Origin of the sequence: Psychrobacillus sp. FSL K6-2836, assembly GCF_038003085.1 — a bacterium.
Lineage (GTDB): Bacteria > Bacillota > Bacilli > Bacillales_A > Planococcaceae > Psychrobacillus.
Window position 1 is genome coordinate 62,751 of record NZ_JBBOOM010000002.1, and the last position, 26,940, is coordinate 89,690.

Genomic DNA, 26,940 nt, shown 5'->3' on the forward strand with positions numbered 1-26,940 from the left:
AAATTATATTTGGTTATATTTCATAATATTTTATGCAATATGGTGTATAAGAGAATTATGGATTGCCCAATATTTAGATTTGATGGAACCCGTTCCAAGAGCTATAATTTCAGCCACTATTAAAATAGTTATTTGGGTCATTCCTGTTATTTTATTAGTTAAAATTATGGAAAAAAGTAAACCCTTTTCCTATTTACAGTTACATCAAAACTTTAGAAAAGGTCTAAAATGGACAGGTTGGGTATCATTAGCCTTGATATTCTATTTTGTAATAAATTTAATCGTTTTAAAAAATAATATCGGTTTTCAAATAGGATTTAACGGATGGCTTAATACTATTCTATTGGTTGGTATAACAGAGGAAACTGTCTTTAGAGGTTTTTTATTAAGAAAACTTATGGATTCTTTGAGATTCTGGATAGCAAATACAATTACAGCTTTACTCTTTGTATCGATTCATTTTCCTATTTGGTTTTATAAAGGTCTGTTTGAATTCCCTTATATTCTAAGTTCAATATTAACAGTTTTTGTGTTGGGTATTATATTTGGGGTTGTATATAAGAAAAGTAATTCTCTTTGGTCAGTAATTATTATTCATTCTTTATATAATTTGCTAGTGCTACTTTTCTACTAAAGGGTGCTATAGTTAAATAAGAGAATGAGATTTTTTATGTGACATATGAACCGTAGAGAGATGGGCATTATTTATTTAAATAGTGTAATAAAAAAGGGATAACAGTTGTTATCCCAAGTACTTAACTCCAATTTACTGGGGGTTTTACTAACTGTGCCTTAATTCCAAGTTCTTCGGCTGCGGCTAAAATAAATTCTTTCCTAAAGAAATAGCTTTTATGGCTTACTATCTTACCATTTTCAATCTCTTGTATTTGTATGTCATGAATTTTAGGTCCATGATTATTATTAGTTATGACTATAATAACTGGTTTATCCCAAAGCACTACTTCTTTAGCAATATGTCCAGGCAATCCAAATTTTAGAGAACCATTGCACATTTCCTCTTTAGAGAATTCCTGGAATCCAAAGAACGCTTCATTTTGTGCATGTTCACTAAATAAGCTTAACATACTTTTTAAATTTCCATTATTAAAGGCTTCTAAGTAAGCTTGGATTGTAACGTTATGACTTTGAGTATTTATTTTAATGTTAGATTTCGCTTTCGAAAAATCCAAAGAAGCTATTTTTCTTCTTGCACGTTGCACAGAAGAATAAACACCTCCTGAAGTACTCTGTACAATGCCAGCTACTTCTTCTGCACTGAATTGAAAAATATCCATTAGTAGAAAAGCCGCTGTTTCCTTGATGGTTAAATTTGATTCCAACGAAGTCAGAATTTCTTCTAATAATAGGTGGTTAGAAGAATCATAATATGGCTCAGGTGCCTCATCTAAAGTTCCAATTTCACGTTTATGCTTTCTGCAATGGTCAATCCAAGTGTTTGTTGCAATTTTGAAAAGGTAATATTTTTTGTCCGTAATATCGCTCCAACGTTGTGGAAGTAATCCAAAGGACTTTATTATTGTCTCTTGATAAAGATCTTCTCCATCCCAGGGAGAACCAGTAATATATTTACAATATTTCCATAGGTCTGATGAATAAACTAAAACTGTTTCTTCAAATTCATTTCTTAATTTCCGAGTTTCATCTACAAGTTTCTTGTTAATGTTACTACTTTTTTCCATATTTTCCCCTCCTAAATATCCTTTCAATAATAAGACGTTTGAACATAGAGAAATTATACGGCTTATTAAAAAAATTTAAAAATATTAATTTAAGGACATAACCAAGAAAGACAAAATCTAGTAGAAGACGATATTATTATATAATGCTCAATTAGTAAAATAATAAAGTGCATTTTCAGCGATATAATGTAACATTTAAAAAAACTTATAGGAGGGGATATTAAATGCAGTTTCATATCAGAGTAAGAGCAGCTGCAATTATTATAGAAAATAATAAAATATTATTAACGGTATATAATGATCCGATAAGAGGTATCGTCTATGATTTACCTGCTGGTGGAACAGAACCAAAAGAATCTATTACTGATGCTGTTAAAAGAGAAGCCAAGGAAGAAGCTTGTATAGATGTAGAAGTAGGTCCTTTAGCCTTTGTTTATGAATATACACCACATCTTAATCTTGAAAAGTTTGGGAAGATCCATACATTAGTTATGATGTTTGAATGCAAAATAATAAATCACACCACACCAAAATTGCCAGAAAACCCAGATTCGAATCAAATAGAAGTTAAATGGCTACCAATATCTGAGTTACAAAATGTTGAAATGTATGCCAATATGAGTCCCTATTTACAGGATTATTCCATTAACCGAAGGAACATAGACTTGATAGAAGAACATAAACTAAATCACCCCATTAGGTGAAGCTATGAGAAATATAGAGCTGATAATACAGCTCTTTTTTTTTCAACTTAAGCAGCAGTTTAGTTAATTTGGATTTGATACACGGAAAGTTATTTAATAGTAGCTGGTGATATAGGGGGGATTATGTGTATCCAAAAGCAAATACATTAGGAATAATATTGAGAAATAATAAAATTCTTTTAGAAGAATTAGAAGGAAAGCATTCAAAGGGAATAGGTATATATTATCGACCAATTGGTGGAACAATTGAACTTGGTGAGAAGTCAAGTGAAACTATTATCAGAGAATACAGTGAAGAAATATCCGTGGATATAAAGATTAAACGCTATATTGGCTGTTTAGAAAATATCTTTAGAATAGACGAAAATGTAGGTCATGAAATAACTCAGATTTATTTGGTGGAATTTACAAACCAAAGTCTGTACCATAAAGAAAGTTTTAAGGTTGTGGAAGGAAGAAAAACTACATTCACAAAATGGATTACATTAGAAGAAATTATTGATGGTAAGAAGATACTCTTTCCCAACGGTTTAACTGATTTATTACAGAAAAATATTTAACTTTCTTCTACAATTGACGGTTGGTTTAATAAAGTGGAGCAACGTCTTTTAAGACGTTGCTCCTTCGACATTTTATAGTACTTCTAATAATACTCATTCCTTTGGCTTCCGCTTAAATGTGCATTTATCATAAAAAACGAATTCAAAAATCGAAAGTCCATACGATTAAACAATAGAGAAATCGCTAGTTCACTAACTCAGTAGGTTAGTTAAAATAGAATAGATAAAAAAGGAGGAATTCCATTAGTAGAAGGAGAATTTAAGTGATTAATAAAGTATTTAGGGGTGATATGGTGGATTGCAAAAAGGTTAAGAAAATTTTTAGAGTTACAGGTATAAAAGGCAATGGAGCTTTTGCTAATTTTGGTATTGAAGTTCCAAATCTTGCCCAACAATTTTTAGCTCGTTTAGATGAAATTGATGATCATTCGGCTACAGAAATAGCTCTTTTTGAACCTAAAAAGGATGATAACCATTTGGATGGTCACTATTACGTGGGAGTAATTGTTAAAGAGATTAAGAAAGAAGTTCCGGTGGGGATGGATTATATCGAAACTGGATTAGATTATGTTACGACTAGAGGGAAAATAAATGATCTCAATAAGCTACATAATAATTTATTGAAATGGGCAAATGAACAGGGGTATAAAAGGAATTTAGAATCCTATATCGTTGAGACTTATCATCCTATGGAAAATAGTGAGGAAGAGGTTGAAATATATTTACCAATCAATAATTAAAATTCATTGCTTGAACCAGAATGCCTACTTATGTTTATTTTCAGGAGTTGCGATTGTTCAATAAGAGCAATCGCTTCTTCAAGAAAGGGGCATTCCAGTTCAAAATGAATCCATAAAGAATTCCTATAATTATTTAGAATTCTAATAATGTATATAAACTACGGAAGGAGTTTAAGGATATGACCCAATCACTCTTAAAGGGTATCGAAGGAGTATTTATTCCAGTAAAAGACCCTAAGTTATCTGCTAATTGGTATGAAGAAATACTTGGTTTTAAACTTCTTTACATGGAGGAAGATGCTGCTGTAATGAAGATTACAGAACAGTCTCAAACAGTAGTATGTCTTGTAAAAACCCTCGATCATCAACCAATGAAATTTCCAAAAAATAATTTTGGTGTAGGAAAATATTATAATTTTATTCCTCAAAATATAGAGGAAACCCACAAGTTTTTAATTGAACAGAATGTTAAGGTAAATCACATTACTGGGGAAGGGAATACTAAATTTTTCACTTTCTATGACCCAGATGGTAATCCATTAGGGGTTTGCCAATAAAGTTAATTTAGATTTTAAGTGTACTTTAATTTTCATTGTTAAATAAAAAATAAAACTACTATCAACAATCACTTTAAATATCTGTAGTTCAATAAAAAAATGGAGATTAGAAGGAAAATAATACATAAATGGAGAAAGTATCTTTTAAAGATATTGGAAGGAGTCGATAGAATGAGCGAAAAGTTGCTAAGGGTAGGAACTACTTATATTCCAGTAACTAATGTAGAAAATTCTTATGAATGGTATGTAAACAAATTGGGGGCAGAGTTAAGCTATAAAGACGAAGATAAAGCGATTCTTAATTTTGCAAACCATAGTATTTTTCTTGTTAAATCTAAAGAAAATCAAAGTTCTAACTTCTATGATTGTTATGGTGTAGAACGATTTTCTATAACATTTGAAGTTAATGGACTAACTGCATTAGAGGCAATACATAGAGATTTTACCGATAAAGAAATAAGAGTTGGAGAAATTGAAAACAGAGGACACTCTGGAAGGAACTTTGTTTTCTATGATTTAGATGGTAATAAATTTGATGTGTGGAGTGAAATAAGCCCGATTTTTAAAGAAAAATATCTTATCAAGCAATAGTAAGAACTATTTTCTTTTTAAACTAACGTGTGCTTTAGTTCGAAATGATGGGGTTGCTAGGCAACTCTTTTTTTATGTCTTTTTTTCCCAAACTTTTTGGTTTAAATTTACCATAAATAAATTTTCTATAAAATAGCTAGATTTCTATTGTAATACTCAGTCTTTTAGTTGCACCTTCTTTAGGTATTTTTGGTCAAGATATATCAGCTATAACTAGCTTAACTTTCCAAGTGTTTGGGCGATGTGGATGGTTAATTTAGGTATACCTTATTGAACTAAAGGTGCTTTAGCAAATTATGAGCATCATTTCGATAGTCTATTCTTATGCCCAAAACATTAAGTTGACCACAGAGATGGATTGTGAAATGTTACACTTAAACTAAAGTAGCAGTTTAGTTGAAGTAGAAGGTTTTTTTGCGTTTGTGTTGAATAAGTTAATATATGTAAATTTCTGAACAAAAGAGGTACTTTACTTCAAGTCTGGGAATGGCACTTTTTTTGAATTAACGCAGCAGGTTGGTTGAAGAGTGTTGTTTAACTTGTGTTCAACAATCTGGCCAGTTTGTGGAATACATAACAGGAGGTAATTAAATGGATGCTTTGATGTTAGAGGGATGGACGCCTATATTGCTTTGCGGTATTGTGTTTGCAATTGTGATGTTTATTATGTCCCGTAAAGTTTCAAGAAATTTTTTATTTTCCACCTCTACTGTATTAAGTCTAATTTGTATCGTGGTAATTATTTATAGCGTGTTTGGAGTTGGTGGTTGGGAAGGTATGGGACTGGGTTTATTTACGGTTACTATTTTAGTAGGAATTTGGATAGGTACTGTTATAGGAGCTTTCTCAAGGAGTTCAAATTTTTAAATGTCATCTCGTTATTCACTTACTTAATTGATTGCTCTTTTTTTTGCTACCGTTATTTCCAGAGCATAGCTATAACAAATATCAAATTCATTTTTCCGCAATCGGGTGTGATTATTGATTATGCGTCACTTATCTTCTTCAAAGGGTGTTTTACTTCGAGAAGCAGTTTAGTTTAATAAGGAATTAGGCAGAACAATATAAAACCGCTAGAGATGTACTTCTTCTCTAGCGGTTTTCTGTTTTTAAGTTAATTCAATTATAGCATATTATTCCATAAATTATCAGTCTGTTTATTTTCAAACCTTCTAGGTAGTATGAATGATGAAAAGGGAATGAAAGGATATATAGGGTTATCATTTTGGGGCAATAAAACTTATTTGGGGAGGAATTCTGATGGATTACGTTTATCATATGGTGCCAAAAGAAATGAAGGGGGAGGTGCTTACTTCTCTAAATGAGTTAAAATTGATGCATCCCGAACTTTATGAATCCTACTCAAGAAAGTATTTAAACCATCCAGAAAGGGCGAACTTATTATTGAAGAGCATTCCCAAATTAAATTGTTTATGGAATGATGTAATTTTTTTACTACCGCTTCACCCTTACTGTGTCTATGAAGCTTTATATTCGCTTGGAGTAAGTATTAAAAAAGATTTGGTGGTTTATGAAATACCAACGGAAAAATTGGTGGAAAATAAAAATGCTGTATATTTCTATAATAAAGAAAATTATAACGGCCCAGCTACAGATATACCTGATGAAGAAGTTCAATTCATTGATATAATTTCATATCAAGAATGTTCAGCTTTGCCGTCGGACACATTAGCTTACTTCACAGATGAACATAAAAAAGGTGTTAATTTTGGGATGTTCGCATATATTCCTCATATTTTGAGTTTAGGAAACATTAATGTAAAAGATGTTAATAAGATTAACTGGAGTGTGGCTCCAGTTGAAACATAATTAGTTTAAATAATAAATAAGATAAGTCTGCGACCATGTTCAACTAACGCGGTGCTTTAGCAAAATATGGCCATCATTTCGATGGTCTTTTTTTATGTCCAAAATATTAGGTTGATCTCAGATATGCACTGTGAAATGTTACACTTAAACTTAAGCGGCAGTTTAGTTGAAGAAGAAGGTTTTTTCGCGATTGTTTGGAATAAGTTAATATATGTAAATTATTGAACTAAAGGGGTGCTTTACTTTAAGTTTAGGGGCTGCACTTTTTTCTTGAACTAACGATGCAGTTTAGTTCACTAAGGGGGATCTGGAAAATTGGAAATGAAGTATAGTATGTACTCAATCATTCTAATTGTCGTTGGGATTTTAATTGCGTACATGATTTTTCCGCCTATCAATATAACTTTTGGAAAGTGGTCTATGATAACCATCCCTATCGGATTTGCTATCTATTTAACAGGCATAACACTTGGAATTATCGCTTTCTATAAGAAAGAAAAAGGGTTTATTAAATATATTTCGTTAATTTCTATTTCGTTTGGTGTTTTCTTTGTTGTATTCCTCTCTTATATATTCGGAGGAGAAATCTAAGTAATGTTGAATATGCTTCACTTTACTTCTTCAACTAACGAGGTGTTTTACTTCACGAAGGAGTAAAGCCTTTTTCTTATTGAACTAAAGGAGCAGGCTAGCATAATAAGAAAGGTACGCTCAACACAATTTAATTAATGTTAAGCTCAAACAAGGAAGGTGATGATTAATTGATACGTCTAGCAGAAGAATTTGATGTGGAGGCAATGATTGAAGTTAAAAAAGAAATTATATTATCAGCAAATACAACAACTTTTTTTGTATCTTCTCCTAACGAAATACCAAGGTAGGCTTTTTGCTCTTCAATCGCTTTGCGAAAAAACGCTTAAACCACGCAGGTTCAATCGGAATAGGGGTTACAGATGAATATACCAATCAAGGAATCGACACAAAATTAATTGAATTCATAATTAACTGGGCAAAGAAACAGAACAATTTAAAAAAGAATTGATTAGGGGTAACTTCTGTCAACGAGATTTGTGAAATTACAAATGTGCCTAGGGACTCATTATATAGAAAGCTATCGGAAAGGAACAGTTGATGAGTTATACCAAAAATCAGAAATATATAATAGAAAATAAAAATTTCATATAAAGGTGGAATTATATGCCTAAAATTGACAATATGTTAGCAATTCTATGGATGCTTCGTTCAGGTGAAAAAATTACTGCAAAACAAATTTCAGAAAAGTTAGAGATGAATATAAGGACTGTGTATCGTTATATTGATACCCTTTCAACAAGTGGCGTACCTATAATTTCAGAACCAGGGCATAACGGTGGATACACTTTATTGAATAATTTTATTGAAGCTCCTCTTTTATTTGATTTTGAGGAGCAAACTTCACTATTTCACGCTGCTGTTTTTGCAGAAGAAGCCGGATATTATGGAGGTGAAGCACTAAATAGGGCAATTTCAAAACTAAGTAAATACTCAAATCAAGAGCAGGAAACAAAGATAAACCAACATTTAACTAGTCTTGAAGTAATAAGCAGATTAAGTTCACTCTATATGGAACCTTTTTTGAAGGAGCTGGAGCAGGCTGTAGCTGACGGGTACTCAGTAAAAATTTTTTACCATAAAAGTGGCGAAAAGCAATTAAATTATCGAGTGGTCGATCCTTACAGAATTATCTATTGGAATAATAAGTGGTATGTGATTGGATTTTGTCATCTTAGGGATGATATCCGTAGTTTTAGAGTAGATCGAATTGAAAATCTAATGCTAACCGAAAATAAGTTTAACCGGCCAGAAAATTTTTCAGCACGTGACTCTTTTATAAAAAGTCTTCTTCCAACTATAGAAGATAAGGAAGGGATTATTTCTTTGGTTATTAATGGGGATAAAAGTGTGTTGGCTGATATTTGCCAACATTGGTTTTTAGGACATTATTTACAAGAACGGACTTCAAATCAAGCAGTTTTTCTTCTTGAAAAAGATATGATACATACATATGTACCTTATTTACTTTTACCGTACAATAAATCTATTAAAGTTATTGAGCCAATAAGTCTTAAGAAAAGACTTATTGAAGTTCTGTCGGAATTAATAAAATTTCATCAAGTATGATAACTTCCCTGACGTTAACTGTCAGGGAAGTTACATTATAATAGCTATATCAATTGTGATTGGAGTGTTATTGGATGCAAACAAAAAAAGTTTTTCTATATGTATTTAATACAATGTCGGACTGGGAATATGGATATTTAATTGCTGAACTAAACTCAGGAAGATATTTCAAAAAAGATTTAGCACCTTTAAAAGTAGTTACATTAGGAGGTAATAAAGAAATGATTACTACTATGGGAGGACTAAGCATAAAACCAGATATTTCCCTTGATGAATGTACTCTTGAGAGTAAAGATCTTTTAATTTTACCAGGAGGGACTACTTGGAGCGAAGAAATTCATCAACCTATCTTGGAAAGAATTGGCCCAGCTTTAAAGCTGGGCACTATTGTTGCTGCAATTTGTGGTGCAACTGAGGGCCTCGCGAATATGGGATACTTAGATACTAGAAAGCATACAACTAATAACTTAGAATATACTAAAATGGTATGTCCTAACTATAAAGGAGAAAAGTTCTATGAGTTGGGATCTGCGGTATCTGATGCGAATTTAGTTACTGCATCAGGAATAGCTCCTCTGGAATTTGCAATGGAGGTACTGAAAAAAATAGATGTATTTACACCAGATGCATTACATTCGTGGTATAACCTAAATAAAACTCATAAACCTGAATACTTCTTTCAGTTAATGAAGTCAATAAATAAATGAAGTAACTAAAAGCTCAATTTCTCTATTTTGATTTGTAGAGGAGATGGGCTTTTTAATTTGGAATTTCCTTATCGTTGTAAATCCGCATTTTACTGAAGCTACCCCTCATTGAACTAACGCCGCAGTTTAGTTCAATAAGGAATGACTAATAAAGAATCCAATTATCTATAGAAAATGGTAAAATAAAGAAAATGAGAAATGTGAGAGGTAATGTACAGTTACTTGACCATTTCTATACAAGGGGATGTTTTAATGTTTAATGTGGGAGACATGATTTATCAGGTTATAGTATTGGGGCTAATCGTTTTATTTGTGGTATCATTCTCACTATTTATTAGGAGAATGCTTTTGAATCAACAAGCAAAAATGCATCAACTTAATGAACTTGAGAAGAAATTGGATAAAATAATAAAGTTAATGGATAAGGATGAAAATGAATTTCCTTTAAGAAAATAATAGTTGTGAAATATTACACTTAAACTAACGAGTGATTTACTTCAAGAAGGAGTAAAGCTTTTTTTCTTATTGAACTAAAGGGGTAGGTTATTTCAATAAGGGATTAGTAAATATAACTATTCGAATAATCTGAATAACGTTATAATTTGTATGTAAGGGGGAGATTTGAAATGGTGAGAAATAAGGTTTTTGAATGGGCTGGTTTTATTATTGTTATCGTATCAATATTTGCTAATGGTTCTTTCCGAGCAGATGGTATTACAACTGGTACAGGAATAAACTTAAGTGTAATTGGAATAATTGTAGGAGCAGTAATTACTTTTACTTTTTTCTTTATTAGGAAATCTAGAAATAAAGCAGTACATAATAAATCGGTAAATTAACCTGCTATTTTATCGCAATTTTTTCACTAAAGGGTGCTTTAACAAACAGGGTTGTCAGGAGACAGCCTTTATTATTTATTCAACTAAAGGTGCTGTTTGGTGAAATATATAAATTAAAAAATATTCTATTAGTAGGCTTGATGGAGGTATAACGAAATGATTACGGTACCAAAAGAACATTATAATATAATAAAGGAGAAAGTTAGAGAAGCACCAACATTTGTATTTAGCGTATTAGATTGCATTATTAAAGGAACGGTATTTGCGAATTCCACCAATTATGATTCATTGCTTATTAACACCGATTCAGGATTGTATTACGTTACAGGGCAATCAACTGATGAACTATTTGTTAAGTACATAGTTAGAATACATGAGGCATCAATTAAGCAAGGTAAAAGATTTACATTATTTTCTTTTGAACCTATTTGGAATCAGGCAATTGAAAAATACCTTGAGAAGAAAGTAAGAAAAATACAACGTTTTGGTTTTTCTTTTGATTTAATAGTATATAAAAATAGAAAAAGAGGTGATATTAGTGATTTCGATGTAACAAATATTAATCAATATCTGATTGAACATTGTTTGGAATTTGATAAAAAATACTACGACGAATATTGGGATTCCACTGATAATTTTCTTCAAAATGGGATTGGTTTTTGTGTGAAGGATGGAGAGAGGATTATTAGTGGAGGAGTTTCAATATTTAAATCTAAAAATTATGCGGAAGTAGATATAATAACTGACTCAAATTATAGAGGAAAAGGGTTAGCAAGTATTGTAGCTGAACAATTTATGGATTATTGTCTTTCCCAAAATATTCAACCTCGTTGGGATTGTGATGTTGATAATATTGCTTCAATCAATTTAGGTAGTAAATTAGGCTTTATTAATCCAAAAGAATATACTGTCTATATTAAAATATAGTTCATTATAGTGGAAATTAATTAAGCTAATAATTGAAAATCTCATTCAATTTTAGTTAAAGATCATGCGTTGATAGGTAGCTCTTTTTTTATTGAACTAACGCGGCAGTTTACTTCAATAAGAAAAACAAAAAAATACCGCTCAATAATCCAGACAATGAAAAGTATTTATAAATATATATTACCTCTTTACAGCATGGATAAAATGGACTGTCTCAAAAGCACATAAATAATCTGTACGATTTCTAAAGAAAAGTTCCTGTATTGCATTAGGTGTCAAATGTTCATAAATAAGCAAACCTGATTCTTCTAACATGGTTTGAATTTCGTTATATGTGAAACTGGATTTCATCGATTCGCCACTTGCTGAAGTCATATTAACCATATTTTCAACTCTATTAGACATTCCTTTTTCTTCATAGAGTGTTTCATCTGCATAGTCAAAAACTATAGATCTTCCCCATAGGACTTTAGCAAATAAATGTTTAATCAGGCTTAAATTTTCATCTCGAATTGAGATAGAACAGTATACGGCTTTTTTTATGAAAAAGGAGGTTAGTGTAATAAAAGAAGTGTTTTTTAATAACATATAAAATGTTATTTTTATAAAAAGCGTAAGGAGAGGGGCTAAGCATGATAAAATATCCAATCTTAGAAAAAGGTGCAACAATAGGAGTAACTGCACCATCCTCTGGAGTCCCAAGTGAATTACATCACTTGTTGAAATCTGCATTAAAAAGTGTGGAAAAGAAAGGTTTTAACTTCATCTGCGGAGAAACTGCATGGACACAAGATAAGGAAAAGTCTGCATCTGCTAAAAAGCGTGCAGAAGAGTTCAATAAAATGATGCTTAGTGATAATATTCAACTTATTATTCCTCCTTGGGGCGGAGAGCTACTTATTGAGACACTTGAATATATTGACTTTGAAAATATAAAAAGTAAGTGGATATTAGGTTATTCTGATATAAGTCTGCTACTGTTAGCAATTACATTGAAAACGGGTACTGCTACAGCACACGGAACCAACTTAGTGGATTTAAGAGGAGAGTATTCTGATGATACGACAGCAATGTGGCGAACATTATTGTCTACCAAAATGAATGAATCAATTCTCCAACATTCATCAGAAAAATATCAAAAAGAATGGCAGCCTGATAACCCTACTCCTTATATTTTCAATCTAACAGAACAAACTTACTGGAAATCAACTGTAAACGAAAAAGTTAAGATACAGGGACGATTACTTGGTGGTTGTATTGATATAATTAGGCATCTGATTGGTACACCCTATGGTAATGTACAGAATTTTAAAGAGAATAATATTGAAGGAGATTCTGTTATTTGGTATCTCGAAAATTTGCAGTTATCGCCAACTGAATTGCGTAGGTCCCTCGTGCAAATGAAATTAGCAGGTTGGTTTGAGGATTGTAGTGGCATTATGTTCGGGAGAAGTCCAGCAAATCCAGCTGTTACAAATTATACAGTTGAAGATGTTTATAAAAAACTTTCTAAAGAGCTTCAAATTCCTATTTTGTACGATATTGATTGCGGTCATGTTCCACCACAAATGACTTTTATAAATGGAGCATTCGCTGAAGTAGAATCAGATAATGGTCAAGGTACTGTGTTACAAACTTTTAAATAAAATAAATTATAGATGTGTTCTTTAATGATTTTTTTGTAAAGAATTTAAAGGCTTATTCTTAGGTAATGTTCAAACAGACCAAGAAGACTATGAAATGTTTCATAATTGGGTTGAGACAATGCTATATCGTACCGATATAGAACTAAATATAGTTAAACCTTATTAAACTCACGGGTGCTTTACTTCAAGAAGGAGTAAAGCTTTTTTCTTATTGATCTAAAGGTGCAGTTTAGTTGAAGAAGAAGGTTTTTTTGCGATTCTGTTGAATAAGTTAATATATGTAAATTTTTGAATGAAAGGGGTTCCTTACTTCAAGTCTGGGGGTAGCACTTTTGCTTGAATTAATGATGCAGAAGAGTTTAATAAAGAAATTATAGTTTCGTGTTAAATTGTAGTAAAGCGAGTTTAATAAGATGGAATAATTGAGGTGAAGATTGTGGCTAATTTATTGAATTTTAGCTAAACAAAGTAAGGTGAAAACGTAAGTATTTCTATTTGAACTTGTTGTTTTAAAATTATTTTTAATCGTGTGCGTCATCATACTATGGGTTTTATCCATTTGGGCTATAAAAAAAAAGAAAAAGTAATATTCTTATTAAACTAACGTGTGCTTTACTTCAAGAAAGAATGGAGTTTTTTGTTATTGAATTAACGCTGTTGGTTATTCAAAAGAAAGGGGGGAAAACAATTACTGGTATATTCCTTGGTATTTCAGTGCTAGTTATTGGGTTTAGCCACCTATTGAAGAAGGACTATTTTTTACCTGAAAAAACTAGAGTTATTTTAGGCGAGGAAAAGTTTCAATCTTATCAGAGAGGGTTAATTTTTCCTTATTTATTTTTAGGAACATTAATGATTTGTATGACAATAGTTGAAAGGATGAAAATTCTTCAAAGCTCGATATTTATCACTTTATATATTATCTTAATCATTATTCCTTTTATATTGTTGATCGCAAATAATAAAAAAAACACTGGACGATATTGGTTTTGGGTAAATGACTTCAAGTAAATTGGAGGATTTCTTATTCAACTAACTGGTGCTTTACTTTAAGAAGTAGTGAATATTGAACTAACGCAGCAGGTTAGTCCAATAGTGTTGGCTAACTTGTGGTCAACAAATGGGAAAGATTATAAAACTGCGTTTTGAAAGGAAAAGTCTTAAATGAAAAAAATTAGAGCAATATTTATTGGTGATGTTAAATTTGATCAATGTCCAGTTTTTGAACTTAATAACGAAACAAACTATTTTGAAATGCTAATTGATAAAGTAATGAGATATGAAAAAGAAGTTGTTGAGGAAGATAATGATTTTTTGATTTTTGAAATAGAAAAGGATATTGCAAAATTAATTGAGAAATAAATCACATTCTTTATATGAAATACAAGAGTGGATAGAGAATATTACTTATGTCTTATTAAACTCCCATGAAAATTAAAAAGTGCTCAAAATATACCAAATTGCATAACAAAAGAGACTCAGAAATTGCTTTTTTAAAAAAAGGCTGAGCCTTCAGATTGTTTATATTAAGTTGAAAGGTAGATCAAGAATCAACCCCATTCTTGTTAGAATAAAGGCAGGCTGGTGCAATAACCAGAGTAGGATTAATCTCCCATGAGTGCTACTCGTATAGAGTGCGACATTCTGTGATGCACCGTGGTCGTTGGAGTCAGACTAACGGATGGGCTCAATGGCACCATAGTTGATCGACCTTCTTCGCCAGCCGTAGTATACTATACCCGTTTTTCACATTTTCACTCTCTGTGGTGTAGCGCTGGTTTTGCGCTACATGGATGGCTAACGGGTGCTTTACTTCAAGAAGGAGTAAAGCCTTTTTCTTCTTAAACTAAAGCGGCGGTTTAGCTGAACATATTGTCTGTATTTATGTAAGTTATTTGAAGGTTAGGTAATAAAAAAATTCTATAAAAATGGGGACTAAATTTAAAGGATCCAAACCATACAATCATTTACTTTTCTTTATGATGTCTTGCCAATGCGGAGGAAGTTCGTAAGTCTCCAGATACTTGAAATTTTTAAGGTTAACTTTACTTGGAGTTATAGAAAAAGTTAAATGGTCTTTTCCAACTTCAATGTGCGGTCCGACAACTGGAGTGACTTCAATGGTTTGTTGCTAATCGTTGCTTTAATAACAAGGAATTAGAACTTGATATAAGTAAAGAACAACAAAAATTCATAATAATTGACTCTGTTAACGAACCACTTCCTCCTGAAGCTGAAAATGTGGAGTATATGCCAAGTGATATTGGTGGACCCCAAGTAATACCAAATGCTAAATTAGTGACCCAATTATAATTACAAAAATGCCCTATTCAGATAAGAAAAATGATGCTAACAACTCTAAGGCCTTAAAATAAGATTGATGTTCAACTAACGGTGTGTGCTTTACTTCAAGAAGGAGTAAAGCCTATTTTCTTATTGAACTAAAGAAGCAGGTTAGTCGAATAAACAAAATTAGAAAAAAGCGGAATTTTAGTTTGTTTATATTCGTATAATTATTATGAGTTGATTATTATGACACTTGAAAGGTGGATTTTTTATGTTCAAAGAGAATGGTATAGAAGCTTATGAAGCACATAATCGAACTGAGTTATTAGCAGGTTTAGAGGCAAAATCTGAATATATTCTTATTAAAGGAGACTATTATAAAGAAGTAAGAAAGATTATGGATACTCATCTTCCAGAGAACGAAAGTATAGGAGTGGCATTAGGAAGTGCAGGTGTGTTATCAATTCTTAATTATGCAATAGAGGCAGTAAGAAATTCATTCAGTAATGAAGATAAAATGGATAAAAAAATTGACAGAAAATTAAATTCATTCAAGGTTAAAAAGATTACAGATGATGGTTTATTATTGAGCTTAAAGCAGTTAGATTATTAGAACTTGCATACATAGAACTATTTTGGATAGTTCTATAATAAATACACTTAAACAAACGGGTGCTTTACTTCAAGAAGGAGTAAAGCATTTTTTCTTATTGAACTAAAGAAGCACGTATGGATGCTTTATGTAAAAATAATTCAAGTACAGATAAGTGTTTTGAAACCACCAGAAATTTCAATCGTATATTACTTATTGATTTTTGGAGGGAGATGTGAAGATGGGTGATATAATTATAGGTTTTATTATAATCATTCCATTATATGGGGTGTTAATCTGGAGTTATTTCAATCCAAAAGAAAGTTTATTATGGGGAAAACGGTGGATGTACCAAGAAGAACCTGAAATTTCTGATGGTGCAATTCGTTATATAAAACTTGCATCTTTAATTAGTGTTATAGGAATGACATTTGTTATTATTCTTTTAATACTTACACAAGATTAGCAGGCGATTCCTATAAGAACATCGCTTTGTTTTTATTCAACTAACGAAGCAGTTTAGTTGAAGAAGAGATTATAAAACAATATATTTCGTTAGCACGGATAAAAAGGAAGGTGGAGAATCCTATGTCATAATACTTAACTACTTACCAGAAGGGGGAAGGATAAAGCTTGAGTAATAAAAAGACTTCTAAACTTAACAAATGGAGAGCCAAGTATGCGGCGTTGGCTGTTGCAGTAGGTTGTTTATATAGTGTTGTTATGAATTGGGGAGATAATTGGTTTATGACAGCGTTGTTATCAGCAGGGGTGATAATTTGTGGAACAATTGGTTTCTTTGATTTAAAGCGTACTCTTAAAAAGAGTATTTAAAGCTTGTTCAAGTAACGATGTGCTTTATTAAAAAATCATAGGGTTGCTTAGGCAACTCTTTTTTTAATGAACTAAAGTGTTTTGAGTAGCCGCTTAATTTATATGGTAAAATATAGGTAATTGTTCATTGCGAGAGGACACTTAAACTAACGCAGGTTAGTAGAAGAAAACTTAATACCGGGGTGAGAATGTTGGGAAAATATATAAGTATCGTTATCTTAATTATTATGGCTAGTTTTTTCTTGTTTTTGGCTTTAGGAAGTTTCTTTTCAAGTGACATTCCTTATGAACCACCGCTTTATATTTTTGGGACCATCATTGTTATCTTACTTTCAGTTTTAATCTCCATTCTATTTTATATAGCGGACTTATTAAAGGAAAAGTTGTAATGTTGCCTCTGTCCCAAAGGAGACATCTCAGTTCTTTGTACTGAACGATAGGAACGAGGAGCTCAATTCAGCCTAGGCTCTTCTTCAACTAACGAGGTGCTTTAGCTAAACAAGTGGCTGCATGTATCGGTAGCTTTTTCTTATTGAACTAACGCGGCAGGTTAGTTGAACAAGACATAATAAGAGCCCTGTATCAACATTTTATTGTTAATACAGAGCTCTTATTTTTCAAGGAGTAATTAATAATCCAATTGACGTAGAACCAATAGTAGTTCATCTCCATTTTTTATTCTTTTAAATTTATACCTTCGGATTCGGCTTTCAATTTTCTTTTGCTCAGCATCTTTATCGCTGAATAGGTTTGTTATTTGAAGTATTCCTTCTGCTAAAATAGTAACTATTCCTTCAGAACCTAATTGAAATCCTAAAGTTTCTGTTTCTGATAGTTGTGATTCAGCAAATTTATCTATTTCCTTTTTATATTCACCCTTGATTACAATATAATTTTCTTTATTTTTAAAAGCTAATAGTAAATCTTCTACATTAAATACTTCAAAATATGGATTTTCTTGTTCTAGCTGTAATAACTCTTCTAAAACAACACCCTCACTCTTCTCGACTGTTTTAGCAATCGCTTGTATCGTTTTAACTGAATAACTGCTTACATTTTTATTGTTCACGCTCGCAAGCTGTTGCTGACTTGTTCCAGTTTCTTTGAATACGTCGTACCGTTTCTTTCCGTTTTTTTGCAAATAAATATCTAAAAGGCTCATTCCTACATCACCCTCCCATTTAAATTATTTTTTACTAAATTATACTTTAGTATATGCATATGAGCAAATAATTGCAATACAATTAATATTTGAAATATTAATGTAATGGCTTATTTAATTAGATTGTGAAATATTGTACTTAAACTAACCGGTGCTTTACTTCAAGAAGGAGTAAAGCTTTTTTCTTATTGAACTAATGCAGCTGGTAAGTTGTTGAGATCTGAAGGAAAAATTGAAGAAGAACTAAGAAAACAAACCATTGCTGATTTGATTTTAGATAGGAAAACGACATAAAACGTTGTCTTCCATACCATATTCATGGATATAGAATATCTTTAATGTCTTTAAAATTACAGTCCAGTTGAGGAGGAGTTTTTATGGAAGAAAAGTTTTTTAAACAGCAAGTGTGGATGTCTGCTTGGAATCATGATCCGAACACTTCTCTTTGAATCATGCAAAGATTAGGTCAGGGTGATTATCAAGCAGAAGAATTCAAAAAATGGGCGAAATCTTACGATAAAAACTCGTTTAGTTATGAAGGCAGACAACGCAGTAATAGAATTTTGACTTGGATTGAAAATCAGGTTGGTTCATTTAAGGGTATGGCTGTTCTGGACATTGGTGCTGCATCTGGAGTGTTCAGTATCCCTTTTGTAGAAAAAGGTGCAAATGTTACAGCCATCGAGCCTTCACCTGACTTGGCTATAATGTTAGAAAATAACGCAAAGCACTATTCGGTTCAGGTTGAAGTAATACAAAAACCTTTTGAGGTAATATCAACAGATAAACATAATCAATCGTATGATCTCGTTTTTGCATCAATGTGTCCAGCTATAAAGGATTGGGATATGGTGGAAAAAGCCTTAAGTTGTGCAAAGAAATATTGCTATATAAGTATGATGGCTGGTCCAAAAGAAAATCATTTAATGGATGAACTGCTGCCGATTATAGGTTTAAAACCAAGAGAAATAGGTTCTTCTGATATGGCATACCTGCAACAATTACTCTATCTAAGAGGTTATTCTTATCAAACGTTAATTGAAAAACAGATGAAAACTGTGAAAATAGATGTTGACAGTGCAGTAGACAATTTAACAGATTGGTTTATTGAATATGGAATTCCATTAGAAGAAAAGTTACTTAGAAAGTCTGAAGAATATTTACGTGAAACATATGAAGAAGAAATCTCGCTAAGAACGGGGGGAAGGTTCGGAAAAGTTCTTGTTCATTTGGAAGATTAAGAATCAATACTATTTGATAATTTAAACACTGATACTTGCGGTAGATATAGATTAATAAATTACGTATACATCATTATTTTGTTTTAATTATAGATATAAAAGGTCTTTGATGGTTGTTAAAGCAGTAAAAGAAATGAATAGGGAGGTAAAACAATGAATGTTTTTGATTGTATCGTTATAGGTGGAGGTCCATCTGGGTTAAGTGCTAGTTTAACTTTAGGGAGGGCTAGGAGAGAAATTGCATTATTTGACGATGGAACGAATAGGAATAGAGTCACACATGAGTCACATGGATTTATTACTCGAGATGGGATAAAACCACAAGAGTTTAAAGATATAGGGTTAAAAGAATTAGAGAATTATCCATCCGTATCCTATTTTAATGCAACAATTACTGAAATAATTAAGGATATAGGTAATGATAGATTTATTGTCAAAACATCTGATGGTCAGGAATGTATTACTGAAAAGATTATATTAGCTACCGGTATTCAAGAGGTATTTTCTATTCAAAGTGTAAGAAATTATTATGGGAAAAGCCTTTTTAGTTGCCCGTATTGTGATGGCTGGGAGCTAAGGGATAAGCCATTAATTGTAATGGTAGAAAAAGAAGAGCACGCTCTGCATATGGCTAAATTAATTTATAACTGGTCGCAGGATTTAGTTGTCGTAACGAATGGAGTTCAACTATCTAAAGAAGGAGTTACAGAGTTACAAAAACGCAATATCAAAATAAAAACGGAGCCGATAAAAAACTTAATAGGTAAAGATGGTTATCTACAAAAAAATTGAATTTGTATCAGGAGAAACGATCATAAGATCAGGTGGATTTGATGTTCCATCTTTTTATCGTCCAAATGATTTTGCTGAGATGCTTGGGTGTGAAGTTCAAGAAAATGGAACAGTTGTAACAGATGGAGTTGGTAGAACAACACAAAAAAATATATATATTGCGGGGGAAACTGAAAAATCCGGACCCTCCTCGTTAATGATTTCTGCTGCCGATGGTAATAAAGCTGCAGTTTCCGTAAATACTGATCTAACTATGGAACGTTTTTGATTACGTAATAATGACCTCTTCTTCAACTAACAGGTGCTTTACTTCAAGAAGGAGTAAAGCCTGTTTTCTTATTGAACTATAGAAGCAGTTTAGTTTAATAAGAGGTATATTTATATAGTTTGTCGAAATAGTTATTACATGAGGATAATCATTCAAATTTGAAGGAAAGTTATAGAAATTAATGAGGGGAGAAGCCCAGCATGATTAAGCTCAGAAAGATTACGTTGGAAAATCGCCGTGCCATATTTAATCTTGAAGTATCAGATGAACAACGGCTCTTCGTTGCGTCTAATCTGTCAAGCGTGGCTTCGTGTTATGTCCTTGCAACCAATGGGGGACATCCATTTCCTTTTGCTATTTACGCGGATGAGCAGCCGGTCGGTTTTGTAATGCTGACTTATGGAATCACCGGATACGAACCCCCGTCAATCGTAGATGATAGCTATTGTATCTTGCGACTGATGATTGACAAGCAATACCAGAATCGTGGCTACGGTAGGGAAGCCATGAAAAAAATTTTGGAATTTATACGTACCTTTCCTGCCGGGCCAGCACGTTACTGCTGGATCCCATATGGGACGGATAACTACGCCGCCAAAAAACTTTATGAAAGTTTCGGCTTCCGTGACAACGGTGAAATCTGCGACAACGAGCCAATAACCGTATTGCGTCTCTGATTTACTCCCCCCATGAAAAGAGGAACCGTTAAATTTATCATTTTTATGTCCTTAGGATTGAACTATCGGAGACGATTCTGCAATATCTATAAAGCATATGTATTGGAAACCGATCTTCCATAAAAGGGCGCGATTGTTTAATAAGCGTCTCTTTTCTCTTATTCAACTAACGAGGTTCTTTAATGGAACACGGGGCTGGCTTTTCTTATTGACTGCTGGTGCAGTTTAGAAAAGATAGTTTTGAATAGGAGGATTTATATGTTAAATAAAACAAAAGACTCTAAATATCATAATTTCAACAACTATTATAAGAAATTATTTCCCTTTATTTTTATACCAACTTTATTAATATTTCTATTAAGTGATTCTTTCATCACAAATAATCCGTTTGAAGAATTAGAGGATTATGGTTCATTTTTCTTTGTAATTTTTTTCTCTTTATTAATGGCAACTATAGTTAGCTCAGTTTTAATTAGTCTTATCTGGACATTTACAAAAAAGGTCCATTAATTTGAATTGTTTTCTCTCCTTGCGTCTCTACTCAATGTTTGTCCTTATTCAACTAACGAGTGCTTTACTTCAAGAAGGGTAAAGCATTTTTTTATTGAACTAACGCTGGAGTTTAGTGCAACAATTAATATCGTCAAATTTACAACGCTTTGGGCACACTTATGTTCTACATAACTCTAATAGATTATTACTTTAGAAAATTAAGATATAATAAGAGTGACTTTATTTAGAAAGGATTGATTAATATGCTACAGGTAACAAAGGTGATTGAAAAATAGATATAGTTTCTCTTTTCAAAGCAATAGTTAGTTTTTATAGATTCTACAACATGATCTGGGAACGAAAGAATGATTCATGTTGGGGACAAACAAGTATGATTTAGGAAGTAGGTAAATAAATGATTCCACTAGTGTATGACCAAGTTAATCGGTGGGGCAAAGACGATGAATTTTTTTTAGCTCTATTGAAGAAGATTAATGTTAAAACTATAGCTGATTTAGGCTGTGGGACAGGGAGATTGACAACTCATTTTGCGAAAGCAAACTATCTGATTACAGCTATTGACCCAAATGAAGAAGCAATCGAATATGCGAAAAGTAAAGAGTATCCAGGAGAAGTGATATGGATTGTTGGTGATAGTACAAATTTACAAACAAATACGTTTGAAGCTATCGTTATGACAGCAAATGTTGCACAAGTGTTTCTTACGGAGAAAAGTTGGGAAAATGTCGTTGCTGATGCGTATCGATCATTAAAACCCGGAGGACACTTTATTTTTGATACACGTAATCCATTAGCAAAGGCATGGGAACAGTGGGAAAAGGACACGGCACCGGATGTCGCAACGGATTTGGTGAACGGTGACCCACTTGAGATTTGGACGCAATATGAGGGATTAGTAGATGACGTATTTACGTTTTATGAAACGGTGAAAAAAGCACGTACGGGGGAAGTAGTTATTCATGAAAAAATGCAATTAAAATTTAGAACACGGGAAACAATCTATGAATCATTAAAAAAAGCAGGTTTTTCACAGATTCAAGTTTATGGAGATTGGGAGTTTAAACAAACGACGACTTCAAAAACAAAATCATTTATTTTTCACAGTATAAAATAAATAATTTTCTACATTTTCAGAAATTTAGTTTATAAGAGAGTTAAAAAGATTGTGAAGTATTGTACTTAAACTAACGGGGCTTTACTTCAAGAAGGAGTAAAGCCCTTTTTCTTATTGAACTAAAGCAGCAGTTTAGTTCAAAAAGCTAAATGGATTTTTACCTATTATAAATGGAAAATTTATATAAAGTTGGAACATCTATTTGTTTCAAACGTATTAAAGTAAAGCGCAGGTTAGTTGAATAAAGAAGATTGAAAGGAAAGTAATTCATGAAAAAAGGGGGTATAGAAGGTGGACTTATTACTCTGGATAACTACTGGTTTCATGCTAATCGGATTAGTTGTTCTCGTTTCTATGAAAAAAGGTATGGAAAGTAAGGTCGCTTTTATAAAAGCCAATATGGAGGACGAGGAAAATTCATCAAAAGCTAAATCCGTAATTTGGTGGATATGGAGTACCACTGCTTGGGGAGTAGGGGCTATATTTCTTGTTGTTTGGTGGTTTCATAATTATTTTGGATAACTGCCGGTTTCAAATGTACTCAAACTAACGAGGTGCTTTACTTCAAGATGGAATAAGAAGGTTTTTTTCGATTGTGCTGAATTTGTTTATATATGTAAAATATTGAACAAAAGGGGTGCTGGACTTCAAGTCTAGGGAGCACTTTTTTTCTTGTACCAACGCCAGGGTAGTTAATGAAAAGAAAATGACTATCAATTGGAGTTGTTAGAAAGGGGAAATAAAGTGAGAAACTTCATAATTTTTATATGTTTGTCTTCCATAATTTTATGGGGATGTGAAAATCAGAATGGAAAATCCAATCATCCAGTAATATCGGATTCAATTGTCTCAATAAGTAACATACAGAATTCTGATGAGGAAGTTATGCATTTTTATGTATCCATAGAAGATTACGGTTTGGGTCCAGAACAGGAATTTGGTATTCGAATTCTTATTCAAGACACTTATATTAGTAAATTGATTAAAACTGAAACGATGGAATCCTCTGATACGTGGAAAACGCATCCTGAAGGTTCAGGGGGACTATTCGAAGTTTCATTTACAGATTTTAGAGAGATTAAAGGTAAATATTCCGTTGAGGATGTACAAAATCTTATTGAAAATGAACAAGCAATATTTGTAGAAATTTATAATGATAATGAAGTAATAACACAAAGTGAAATTACTACATTCGAAGACCGTAGAGACAAATAGAAATCTTGTTCTTCATCTCCCATTAAAAATAAAAAACACTCAAAATCTATAAAATTACATAACAAAAGAGACCCAGAAATAGCTTTTTTAAAAAAGGCTGAGCCTTTAGAGTGGTTATATTAAGTAGAAAGTTAATCTAGGAATTAACTCTATTCTTCTTATAATAAAGGCAAGGTGGTTGGTGCAGTAACCAGAGTAGTATTAATCTCCCATAAGTGCTTCTCGTAGGGAGCGACAGACTGTGATGCAACGTGGTCGTTGGAGTCAGACTAACGGTTTGGCTCTATGGCACCATAGTTCATCGACCTTCCTCTCCCAGCCGTAGTACCCTAAACCTAGGTTTTTACATTTTCATTCTCTGTGGTGTAGCGCTGATTTTGCGCTACATGGGATGGCTAACGGCACAGGTTAGTTCAATAAGAAAATTTTTTGGGGACACCAGAACTTCTAGTAGGGAGGTAATTTAGTGGGAAGAAAAGTCTCAATAAAGTGATATTTAAGTTCTTCTAGTAGGTACTTGATTTATGGAGTAAAGCCTTTTTTCTTATTGAAGTAGGTTAGTTGAATAAGGATTAGAAATAATAATTGTCACCTATTTGTTCGAACCCTATTTAACAGGAGATTATTAATCAAATATTAAATCTATAGAACATTGAAATAAACTCCTATAAAGTATAAAGTTACACCATAAGAGTAAATTATAGACAGTTTTCCCTTATAATGTTTTGAAAGGATTGTTGTTATATATTACTAAACGGAGGGATCTTATGAGATTAATAGACCCATTTCTGATACAGTTGTTCATTGTTCCCTTGATAGTCATTGGATTAGGGGTTATAGCATCTGCTCTAGTTAGAAAGGTATTTATTGCACCTCTAATAACATTGTTTCTGAATGGTCTATATGAAATTTGGTACATGAAATACTATTATCCTGATTTAGAAATTAGCTTCACATCTTGGAATTTTATTTTCCCTCTAATTTCATTAGCAGTAGCTTCGATAGTAGTACCATTTCTAAAACATAAAAATAAACAAAATTAGCCTCTCTAATTATAGTAGTTATTTTTTATAAGGTGTCTCCTCAATGATGTTATTCAACTAACGGTGTGCTTTACTTCAAGAAGGAGTAAAGCACTTTTCTTATTGAACTAATGCGACGGTTTAGTTTGAGAAGCCGATAAAAACAATAGGTATGTGTAACAGTAGGTTAAATCTACACGTCTATACCTTTGAAGGGGGAAGGTTTATGAAACAATCTCTGTTTATATTATTAATTCATATAAGTTTTACTATTACGGGGTGCTCAAGAGAGGAATTATCAGGTGAGAAACCACCAGAAGTCAATATAAATATTGGAAATGAAAATTATTGAATGGGCTGACATAATAGTTACTTTGTTATCATAGGAAATAAGCAAATAATAGAAGAAGGTGTTTATAAGTGTCTGGTAAAGTACAAGATTCCATTGAGAGTTATATAGATTCACCAGCAAAACTAAAAAGTTTATATAGGCGTGTGTTGTTCGTTGTAAGCCTATCACAAATCTTCGGTGGTGCAGGGCTTGCAGCAGGGGTTACCGTAGGTGCCCTATTGGCTCAACAAATGCTGGGGACTGATGCTTATGCAGGAGTACCCGCAGCTTTATTTACTTTAGGTTCTGCAGGAGCAGCTTTAATTGTAGGGAAACTTTCACAACGATATGGTCGCCGTACAGGCTTATCAACTGGTTTTATAGTAGGCGGTCTTGGCGCAATTGGAGTGGTAATTGCTGCCATGATGAATAGTGTAATTTTATTATTTGCTTCTCTACTAATCTATGGTGCTGGGACTGCCACAAATTTACAAGCTCGCTATGCAGGAACTGATTTAGCAAACAAAAAACAACGAGCAACAGCTATTAGTACTACAATGGTTATGACAACATTCGGTGCAGTTGCAGGTCCAAACCTAGTAGAAGTAATGGGTAAATTTGCTAGGCTCATTGGTGTTCCGTCTCTTGCAGGTCCATTCATATTATCATCTATTGCATTTATCTTAGCGGGTCTTGTACTTTTAATAATGCTGCGTCCTGACCCATTGGATATTGCAAACAGGATAGCTACCTATAAACAAGAAAATGAGCAAATAAACAAAACCGATTCTGTTGATAAAGCAAAAAATAGAAGAGGTCTAATGGTCGGTGCAATGGTTATGGTTCTTACTCAAATTGTAATGGTTGCAATTATGACTATGACACCGGTACATATGATACATCATGGTCATGGTTTAGCCGAAGTTGGAATTGTTATTGGTTTTCACATTGGTGCAATGTATCTTCCCTCTCTTATCACAGGAGTTCTTGTAGATAAATTGGGTCGAACAACTATGAGCATAGCCGCAGGAATTACATTGTTATCAGCTGGTTTATTCGCAGCATTCGCACCAAGCGATTCTGTAGTTATGTTAGTAATTGCACTTTCTTTACTTGGATTGGGATGGAACTTTGGCCTAATTAGTGGTACTGCTCAAATTGTTGATTCTACAGAGCCTTCAACACGTGCGAAAACTCAAGGGACACTTGATGTTTTTATTGCGTTAGCAGGAGCTTCTGGCGGTGCTCTTTCGGGAATGATAGTAGCTAATACAAGCTATGCTACATTATCTTTGAGTGGAGGTCTTTTATCCTTAGTTCTCATACCTGCTATTATTTGGTCGCGTAGAGACAGATCATAAAAAAGACTATTTACATAAGTTGGAGCAAAAAAGATTGAGCTAAACGAATAAAAATATCTTATTAATCTATCTAACAGGTGCTCTAGTTTAATAAGTAATATTTGTACAAGAGAGAGAATAGGTTTTTAGAACGAGGGAGTGTATGGAGTGCTTAAGAAGTATATTACTTTAATTATTTCATGCATTATTTTACTGTTGATATCTGGATGTAATTGGGTAGACGAGGAAAAGGTTGTTTCCTTAACTAAAACAGTGAAATTAGAAGAACGGTAGAAACAGAGTTTCCTTTTTATATGTAGAAGTTCATAAGGAATAGAATAGAAAAAACAAAAGAGGTGCTTTACTTCCAGTAGGAGGAAAGCCCTTTTTCTTATTGAACAACGCGTCAGTTTAGTTCAATAAGGAAAATGTTCATAACATGTTAATTTTACTGAAAAATGAAACTTCTTATCAGGAAGAACGTTAGTGTATTATGCAGAAGAGGATAGTACTAGTACCCATTATATACAGAATGACGAACCAGAAGTAGTAGTAAGTGCAATAAAAAGGCTGATCTCCAATATTTGAATGC

35 protein-coding genes and 3 pseudogenes are annotated in these 26,940 nt (G+C 32.6%); 34 read left to right on the forward strand and 4 right to left on the reverse strand.

Annotated elements, in window-relative coordinates:
• The first annotated feature begins 82 nt into the window (after window positions 1-82).
• The gene (locus MKY37_RS21005) at window positions 83-634 is read left to right on the forward strand and encodes a CPBP family intramembrane glutamic endopeptidase (RefSeq protein WP_340780113.1); all 552 of its coding nucleotides are present in this window, start codon (window positions 83-85) and stop codon (window positions 632-634) included.
• A gap of 121 nt (window positions 635-755) precedes the next feature.
• Here the strand turns inward: MKY37_RS21005 and MKY37_RS21010 are convergent, their stop codons facing one another.
• Window positions 756-1,700 (reverse strand): RNA polymerase sigma factor, encoded by a 945-nt coding sequence (locus MKY37_RS21010; protein WP_340780115.1) that lies wholly within the window; start codon window positions 1,698-1,700, stop codon window positions 756-758.
• A 224-nt stretch (window positions 1,701-1,924) separates the two neighbouring features.
• On the opposite strand from MKY37_RS21010, the gene MKY37_RS21015 reads away from it, so the two are divergent.
• The 15 genes and pseudogenes from MKY37_RS21015 to MKY37_RS21080 all read left to right on the forward strand — a co-directional run bounded on the left by MKY37_RS21015 (window position 1,925) and on the right by MKY37_RS21080 (window position 11,315).
• On the forward strand, window positions 1,925-2,404 hold the full coding sequence (locus tag MKY37_RS21015; protein ID WP_340780116.1) for an NUDIX domain-containing protein: 480 nt from the start codon (window positions 1,925-1,927) through the stop codon (window positions 2,402-2,404).
• A gap of 125 nt (window positions 2,405-2,529) precedes the next feature.
• Window positions 2,530-2,964, forward strand: coding sequence for an NUDIX hydrolase (locus tag MKY37_RS21020; RefSeq protein ID WP_340780118.1), 435 nt, complete (start codon window positions 2,530-2,532; stop codon window positions 2,962-2,964).
• 263 nt (window positions 2,965-3,227) lie between these two features.
• Window positions 3,228-3,704 (forward strand): GyrI-like domain-containing protein, encoded by a 477-nt coding sequence (locus tag MKY37_RS21025; RefSeq protein WP_340780120.1) that lies wholly within the window; start codon window positions 3,228-3,230, stop codon window positions 3,702-3,704.
• 179 nt (window positions 3,705-3,883) lie between these two features.
• The gene (locus tag MKY37_RS21030) at window positions 3,884-4,261 is read left to right on the forward strand and encodes a VOC family protein (protein ID WP_340780122.1); all 378 of its coding nucleotides are present in this window, start codon (window positions 3,884-3,886) and stop codon (window positions 4,259-4,261) included.
• 171 nt (window positions 4,262-4,432) lie between these two features.
• Entirely contained in the window at window positions 4,433-4,852 is a 420-nt protein-coding gene (locus MKY37_RS21035) for a VOC family protein (RefSeq protein WP_340780123.1), read from the forward strand.
• A 591-nt stretch (window positions 4,853-5,443) separates the two neighbouring features.
• Window positions 5,444-5,719: a YesK family protein gene (locus MKY37_RS21040; protein ID WP_340780125.1), complete on the forward strand. Its 276-nt coding sequence runs from the start codon at window positions 5,444-5,446 to the stop codon at window positions 5,717-5,719.
• Window positions 5,720-6,112: 393 nt separating this feature from the next.
• The gene (locus tag MKY37_RS21045) at window positions 6,113-6,682 is read left to right on the forward strand and encodes a group-specific protein (RefSeq protein WP_340780128.1); all 570 of its coding nucleotides are present in this window, start codon (window positions 6,113-6,115) and stop codon (window positions 6,680-6,682) included.
• Window positions 6,683-6,997: 315 nt separating this feature from the next.
• Window positions 6,998-7,273 (forward strand): hypothetical protein, encoded by a 276-nt coding sequence (locus MKY37_RS21050; RefSeq protein WP_340780130.1) that lies wholly within the window; start codon window positions 6,998-7,000, stop codon window positions 7,271-7,273.
• Between the two features lie 295 nt (window positions 7,274-7,568).
• Window positions 7,569-7,724 carry a hypothetical protein gene (locus MKY37_RS22435; RefSeq protein ID WP_445323078.1) on the forward strand — a complete coding sequence of 52 codons (156 nt, stop codon included), beginning with the start codon at window positions 7,569-7,571 and terminating at the stop codon, window positions 7,722-7,724.
• 3 nt (window positions 7,725-7,727) lie between these two features.
• Window positions 7,728-7,814: pseudogene (locus tag MKY37_RS22440) on the forward strand (helix-turn-helix domain-containing protein); the annotation flags it as partial.
• Between the two features lie 65 nt (window positions 7,815-7,879).
• The gene (locus tag MKY37_RS21060; RefSeq protein ID WP_340780132.1) at window positions 7,880-8,842 is read left to right on the forward strand and encodes a helix-turn-helix transcriptional regulator; all 963 of its coding nucleotides are present in this window, start codon (window positions 7,880-7,882) and stop codon (window positions 8,840-8,842) included.
• A 74-nt stretch (window positions 8,843-8,916) separates the two neighbouring features.
• Window positions 8,917-9,549 carry a type 1 glutamine amidotransferase family protein gene (locus MKY37_RS21065; RefSeq protein ID WP_340780133.1) on the forward strand — a complete coding sequence of 211 codons (633 nt, stop codon included), beginning with the start codon at window positions 8,917-8,919 and terminating at the stop codon, window positions 9,547-9,549.
• Window positions 9,550-9,801: 252 nt separating this feature from the next.
• Entirely contained in the window at window positions 9,802-10,005 is a 204-nt protein-coding gene (locus MKY37_RS21070) for a DUF4083 domain-containing protein (RefSeq protein ID WP_340780134.1), read from the forward strand.
• Between the two features lie 170 nt (window positions 10,006-10,175).
• Window positions 10,176-10,388 (forward strand): hypothetical protein, encoded by a 213-nt coding sequence (locus MKY37_RS21075; RefSeq protein WP_340780135.1) that lies wholly within the window; start codon window positions 10,176-10,178, stop codon window positions 10,386-10,388.
• Between the two features lie 156 nt (window positions 10,389-10,544).
• Window positions 10,545-11,315 (forward strand): GNAT family N-acetyltransferase, encoded by a 771-nt coding sequence (locus tag MKY37_RS21080; RefSeq protein ID WP_340780137.1) that lies wholly within the window; start codon window positions 10,545-10,547, stop codon window positions 11,313-11,315.
• A 180-nt stretch (window positions 11,316-11,495) separates the two neighbouring features.
• On the opposite strand, the pseudogene MKY37_RS21085 reads toward MKY37_RS21080, so the two are convergent.
• A pseudogene (locus tag MKY37_RS21085) lies at window positions 11,496-11,819 on the reverse strand (class I SAM-dependent methyltransferase); the annotation flags it as partial.
• Between the two features lie 128 nt (window positions 11,820-11,947).
• Between MKY37_RS21085 and MKY37_RS21090 the strand changes: the two are divergent.
• The 3 genes from MKY37_RS21090 to MKY37_RS21100 all read left to right on the forward strand — a co-directional run bounded on the left by MKY37_RS21090 (window position 11,948) and on the right by MKY37_RS21100 (window position 14,323).
• Window positions 11,948-12,961, forward strand: coding sequence for a S66 family peptidase (locus MKY37_RS21090; RefSeq protein WP_340780139.1), 1,014 nt, complete (start codon window positions 11,948-11,950; stop codon window positions 12,959-12,961).
• 627 nt (window positions 12,962-13,588) lie between these two features.
• Window positions 13,589-13,972 (forward strand): hypothetical protein, encoded by a 384-nt coding sequence (locus MKY37_RS21095; protein ID WP_340780141.1) that lies wholly within the window; start codon window positions 13,589-13,591, stop codon window positions 13,970-13,972.
• Between the two features lie 153 nt (window positions 13,973-14,125).
• On the forward strand, window positions 14,126-14,323 hold the full coding sequence (locus tag MKY37_RS21100; protein ID WP_340780143.1) for a hypothetical protein: 198 nt from the start codon (window positions 14,126-14,128) through the stop codon (window positions 14,321-14,323).
• A gap of 601 nt (window positions 14,324-14,924) precedes the next feature.
• On the opposite strand, the gene MKY37_RS21105 is transcribed toward MKY37_RS21100, so the two are convergent.
• Window positions 14,925-15,083, reverse strand: coding sequence for a DUF3888 domain-containing protein (locus tag MKY37_RS21105; RefSeq protein WP_340780212.1), 159 nt, complete (start codon window positions 15,081-15,083; stop codon window positions 14,925-14,927).
• A gap of 435 nt (window positions 15,084-15,518) precedes the next feature.
• On the opposite strand from MKY37_RS21105, the gene MKY37_RS21110 reads away from it, so the two are divergent.
• From MKY37_RS21110 to MKY37_RS21125, 4 genes are all read left to right on the forward strand, one after another.
• The gene (locus MKY37_RS21110) at window positions 15,519-15,860 is read left to right on the forward strand and encodes a hypothetical protein (protein WP_340780144.1); all 342 of its coding nucleotides are present in this window, start codon (window positions 15,519-15,521) and stop codon (window positions 15,858-15,860) included.
• A 220-nt stretch (window positions 15,861-16,080) separates the two neighbouring features.
• Window positions 16,081-16,305, forward strand: coding sequence for a hypothetical protein (locus MKY37_RS21115; RefSeq protein ID WP_340780146.1), 225 nt, complete (start codon window positions 16,081-16,083; stop codon window positions 16,303-16,305).
• A gap of 167 nt (window positions 16,306-16,472) precedes the next feature.
• The gene (locus MKY37_RS21120; RefSeq protein ID WP_340780149.1) at window positions 16,473-16,673 is read left to right on the forward strand and encodes a hypothetical protein; all 201 of its coding nucleotides are present in this window, start codon (window positions 16,473-16,475) and stop codon (window positions 16,671-16,673) included.
• A gap of 191 nt (window positions 16,674-16,864) precedes the next feature.
• Window positions 16,865-17,062, forward strand: coding sequence for a hypothetical protein (locus MKY37_RS21125; protein WP_340780150.1), 198 nt, complete (start codon window positions 16,865-16,867; stop codon window positions 17,060-17,062).
• A 239-nt stretch (window positions 17,063-17,301) separates the two neighbouring features.
• Here the strand turns inward: MKY37_RS21125 and MKY37_RS21130 are convergent, their stop codons facing one another.
• The gene (locus tag MKY37_RS21130; RefSeq protein WP_340780151.1) at window positions 17,302-17,835 is read right to left on the reverse strand and encodes a hypothetical protein; all 534 of its coding nucleotides are present in this window, start codon (window positions 17,833-17,835) and stop codon (window positions 17,302-17,304) included.
• A gap of 452 nt (window positions 17,836-18,287) precedes the next feature.
• Here MKY37_RS21130 and MKY37_RS21135 point away from each other — a divergent pair, with 452 nt between their 5' ends.
• From MKY37_RS21135 to MKY37_RS21185, 11 genes and pseudogenes are all read left to right on the forward strand, one after another.
• The gene (locus tag MKY37_RS21135; RefSeq protein WP_340780152.1) at window positions 18,288-19,076 is read left to right on the forward strand and encodes a class I SAM-dependent methyltransferase; all 789 of its coding nucleotides are present in this window, start codon (window positions 18,288-18,290) and stop codon (window positions 19,074-19,076) included.
• A 153-nt stretch (window positions 19,077-19,229) separates the two neighbouring features.
• Window positions 19,230-20,136, forward strand: a pseudogene (locus MKY37_RS21140) (NAD(P)/FAD-dependent oxidoreductase).
• Window positions 20,137-20,336: 200 nt separating this feature from the next.
• On the forward strand, window positions 20,337-20,813 hold the full coding sequence (locus MKY37_RS21145; protein WP_340780153.1) for a GNAT family N-acetyltransferase: 477 nt from the start codon (window positions 20,337-20,339) through the stop codon (window positions 20,811-20,813).
• Between the two features lie 258 nt (window positions 20,814-21,071).
• Window positions 21,072-21,323, forward strand: a complete 252-nt coding sequence (locus MKY37_RS21150; protein WP_340780154.1) for a hypothetical protein — start codon at window positions 21,072-21,074, stop codon at window positions 21,321-21,323.
• A 397-nt stretch (window positions 21,324-21,720) separates the two neighbouring features.
• On the forward strand, window positions 21,721-22,440 hold the full coding sequence (locus tag MKY37_RS21155) for a class I SAM-dependent methyltransferase (protein WP_340780156.1): 720 nt from the start codon (window positions 21,721-21,723) through the stop codon (window positions 22,438-22,440).
• Between the two features lie 291 nt (window positions 22,441-22,731).
• Entirely contained in the window at window positions 22,732-22,962 is a 231-nt protein-coding gene (locus MKY37_RS21160; RefSeq protein WP_340780158.1) for a hypothetical protein, read from the forward strand.
• 222 nt (window positions 22,963-23,184) lie between these two features.
• On the forward strand, window positions 23,185-23,655 hold the full coding sequence (locus MKY37_RS21165) for a hypothetical protein (RefSeq protein WP_340780159.1): 471 nt from the start codon (window positions 23,185-23,187) through the stop codon (window positions 23,653-23,655).
• 767 nt (window positions 23,656-24,422) lie between these two features.
• Entirely contained in the window at window positions 24,423-24,698 is a 276-nt protein-coding gene (locus MKY37_RS21170) for a DUF2651 family protein (protein ID WP_340780160.1), read from the forward strand.
• A gap of 205 nt (window positions 24,699-24,903) precedes the next feature.
• Entirely contained in the window at window positions 24,904-25,029 is a 126-nt protein-coding gene (locus MKY37_RS21175; RefSeq protein WP_340780161.1) for a hypothetical protein, read from the forward strand.
• Window positions 25,030-25,097: 68 nt separating this feature from the next.
• Complete coding sequence (locus MKY37_RS21180; protein ID WP_340780162.1) at window positions 25,098-26,369, forward strand: MFS transporter; 1,272 nt, start codon at window positions 25,098-25,100, stop codon at window positions 26,367-26,369.
• Between the two features lie 147 nt (window positions 26,370-26,516).
• Entirely contained in the window at window positions 26,517-26,642 is a 126-nt protein-coding gene (locus tag MKY37_RS21185) for a hypothetical protein (protein WP_340780164.1), read from the forward strand.
• Window positions 26,643-26,940: the final 298 nt, after the last annotated feature.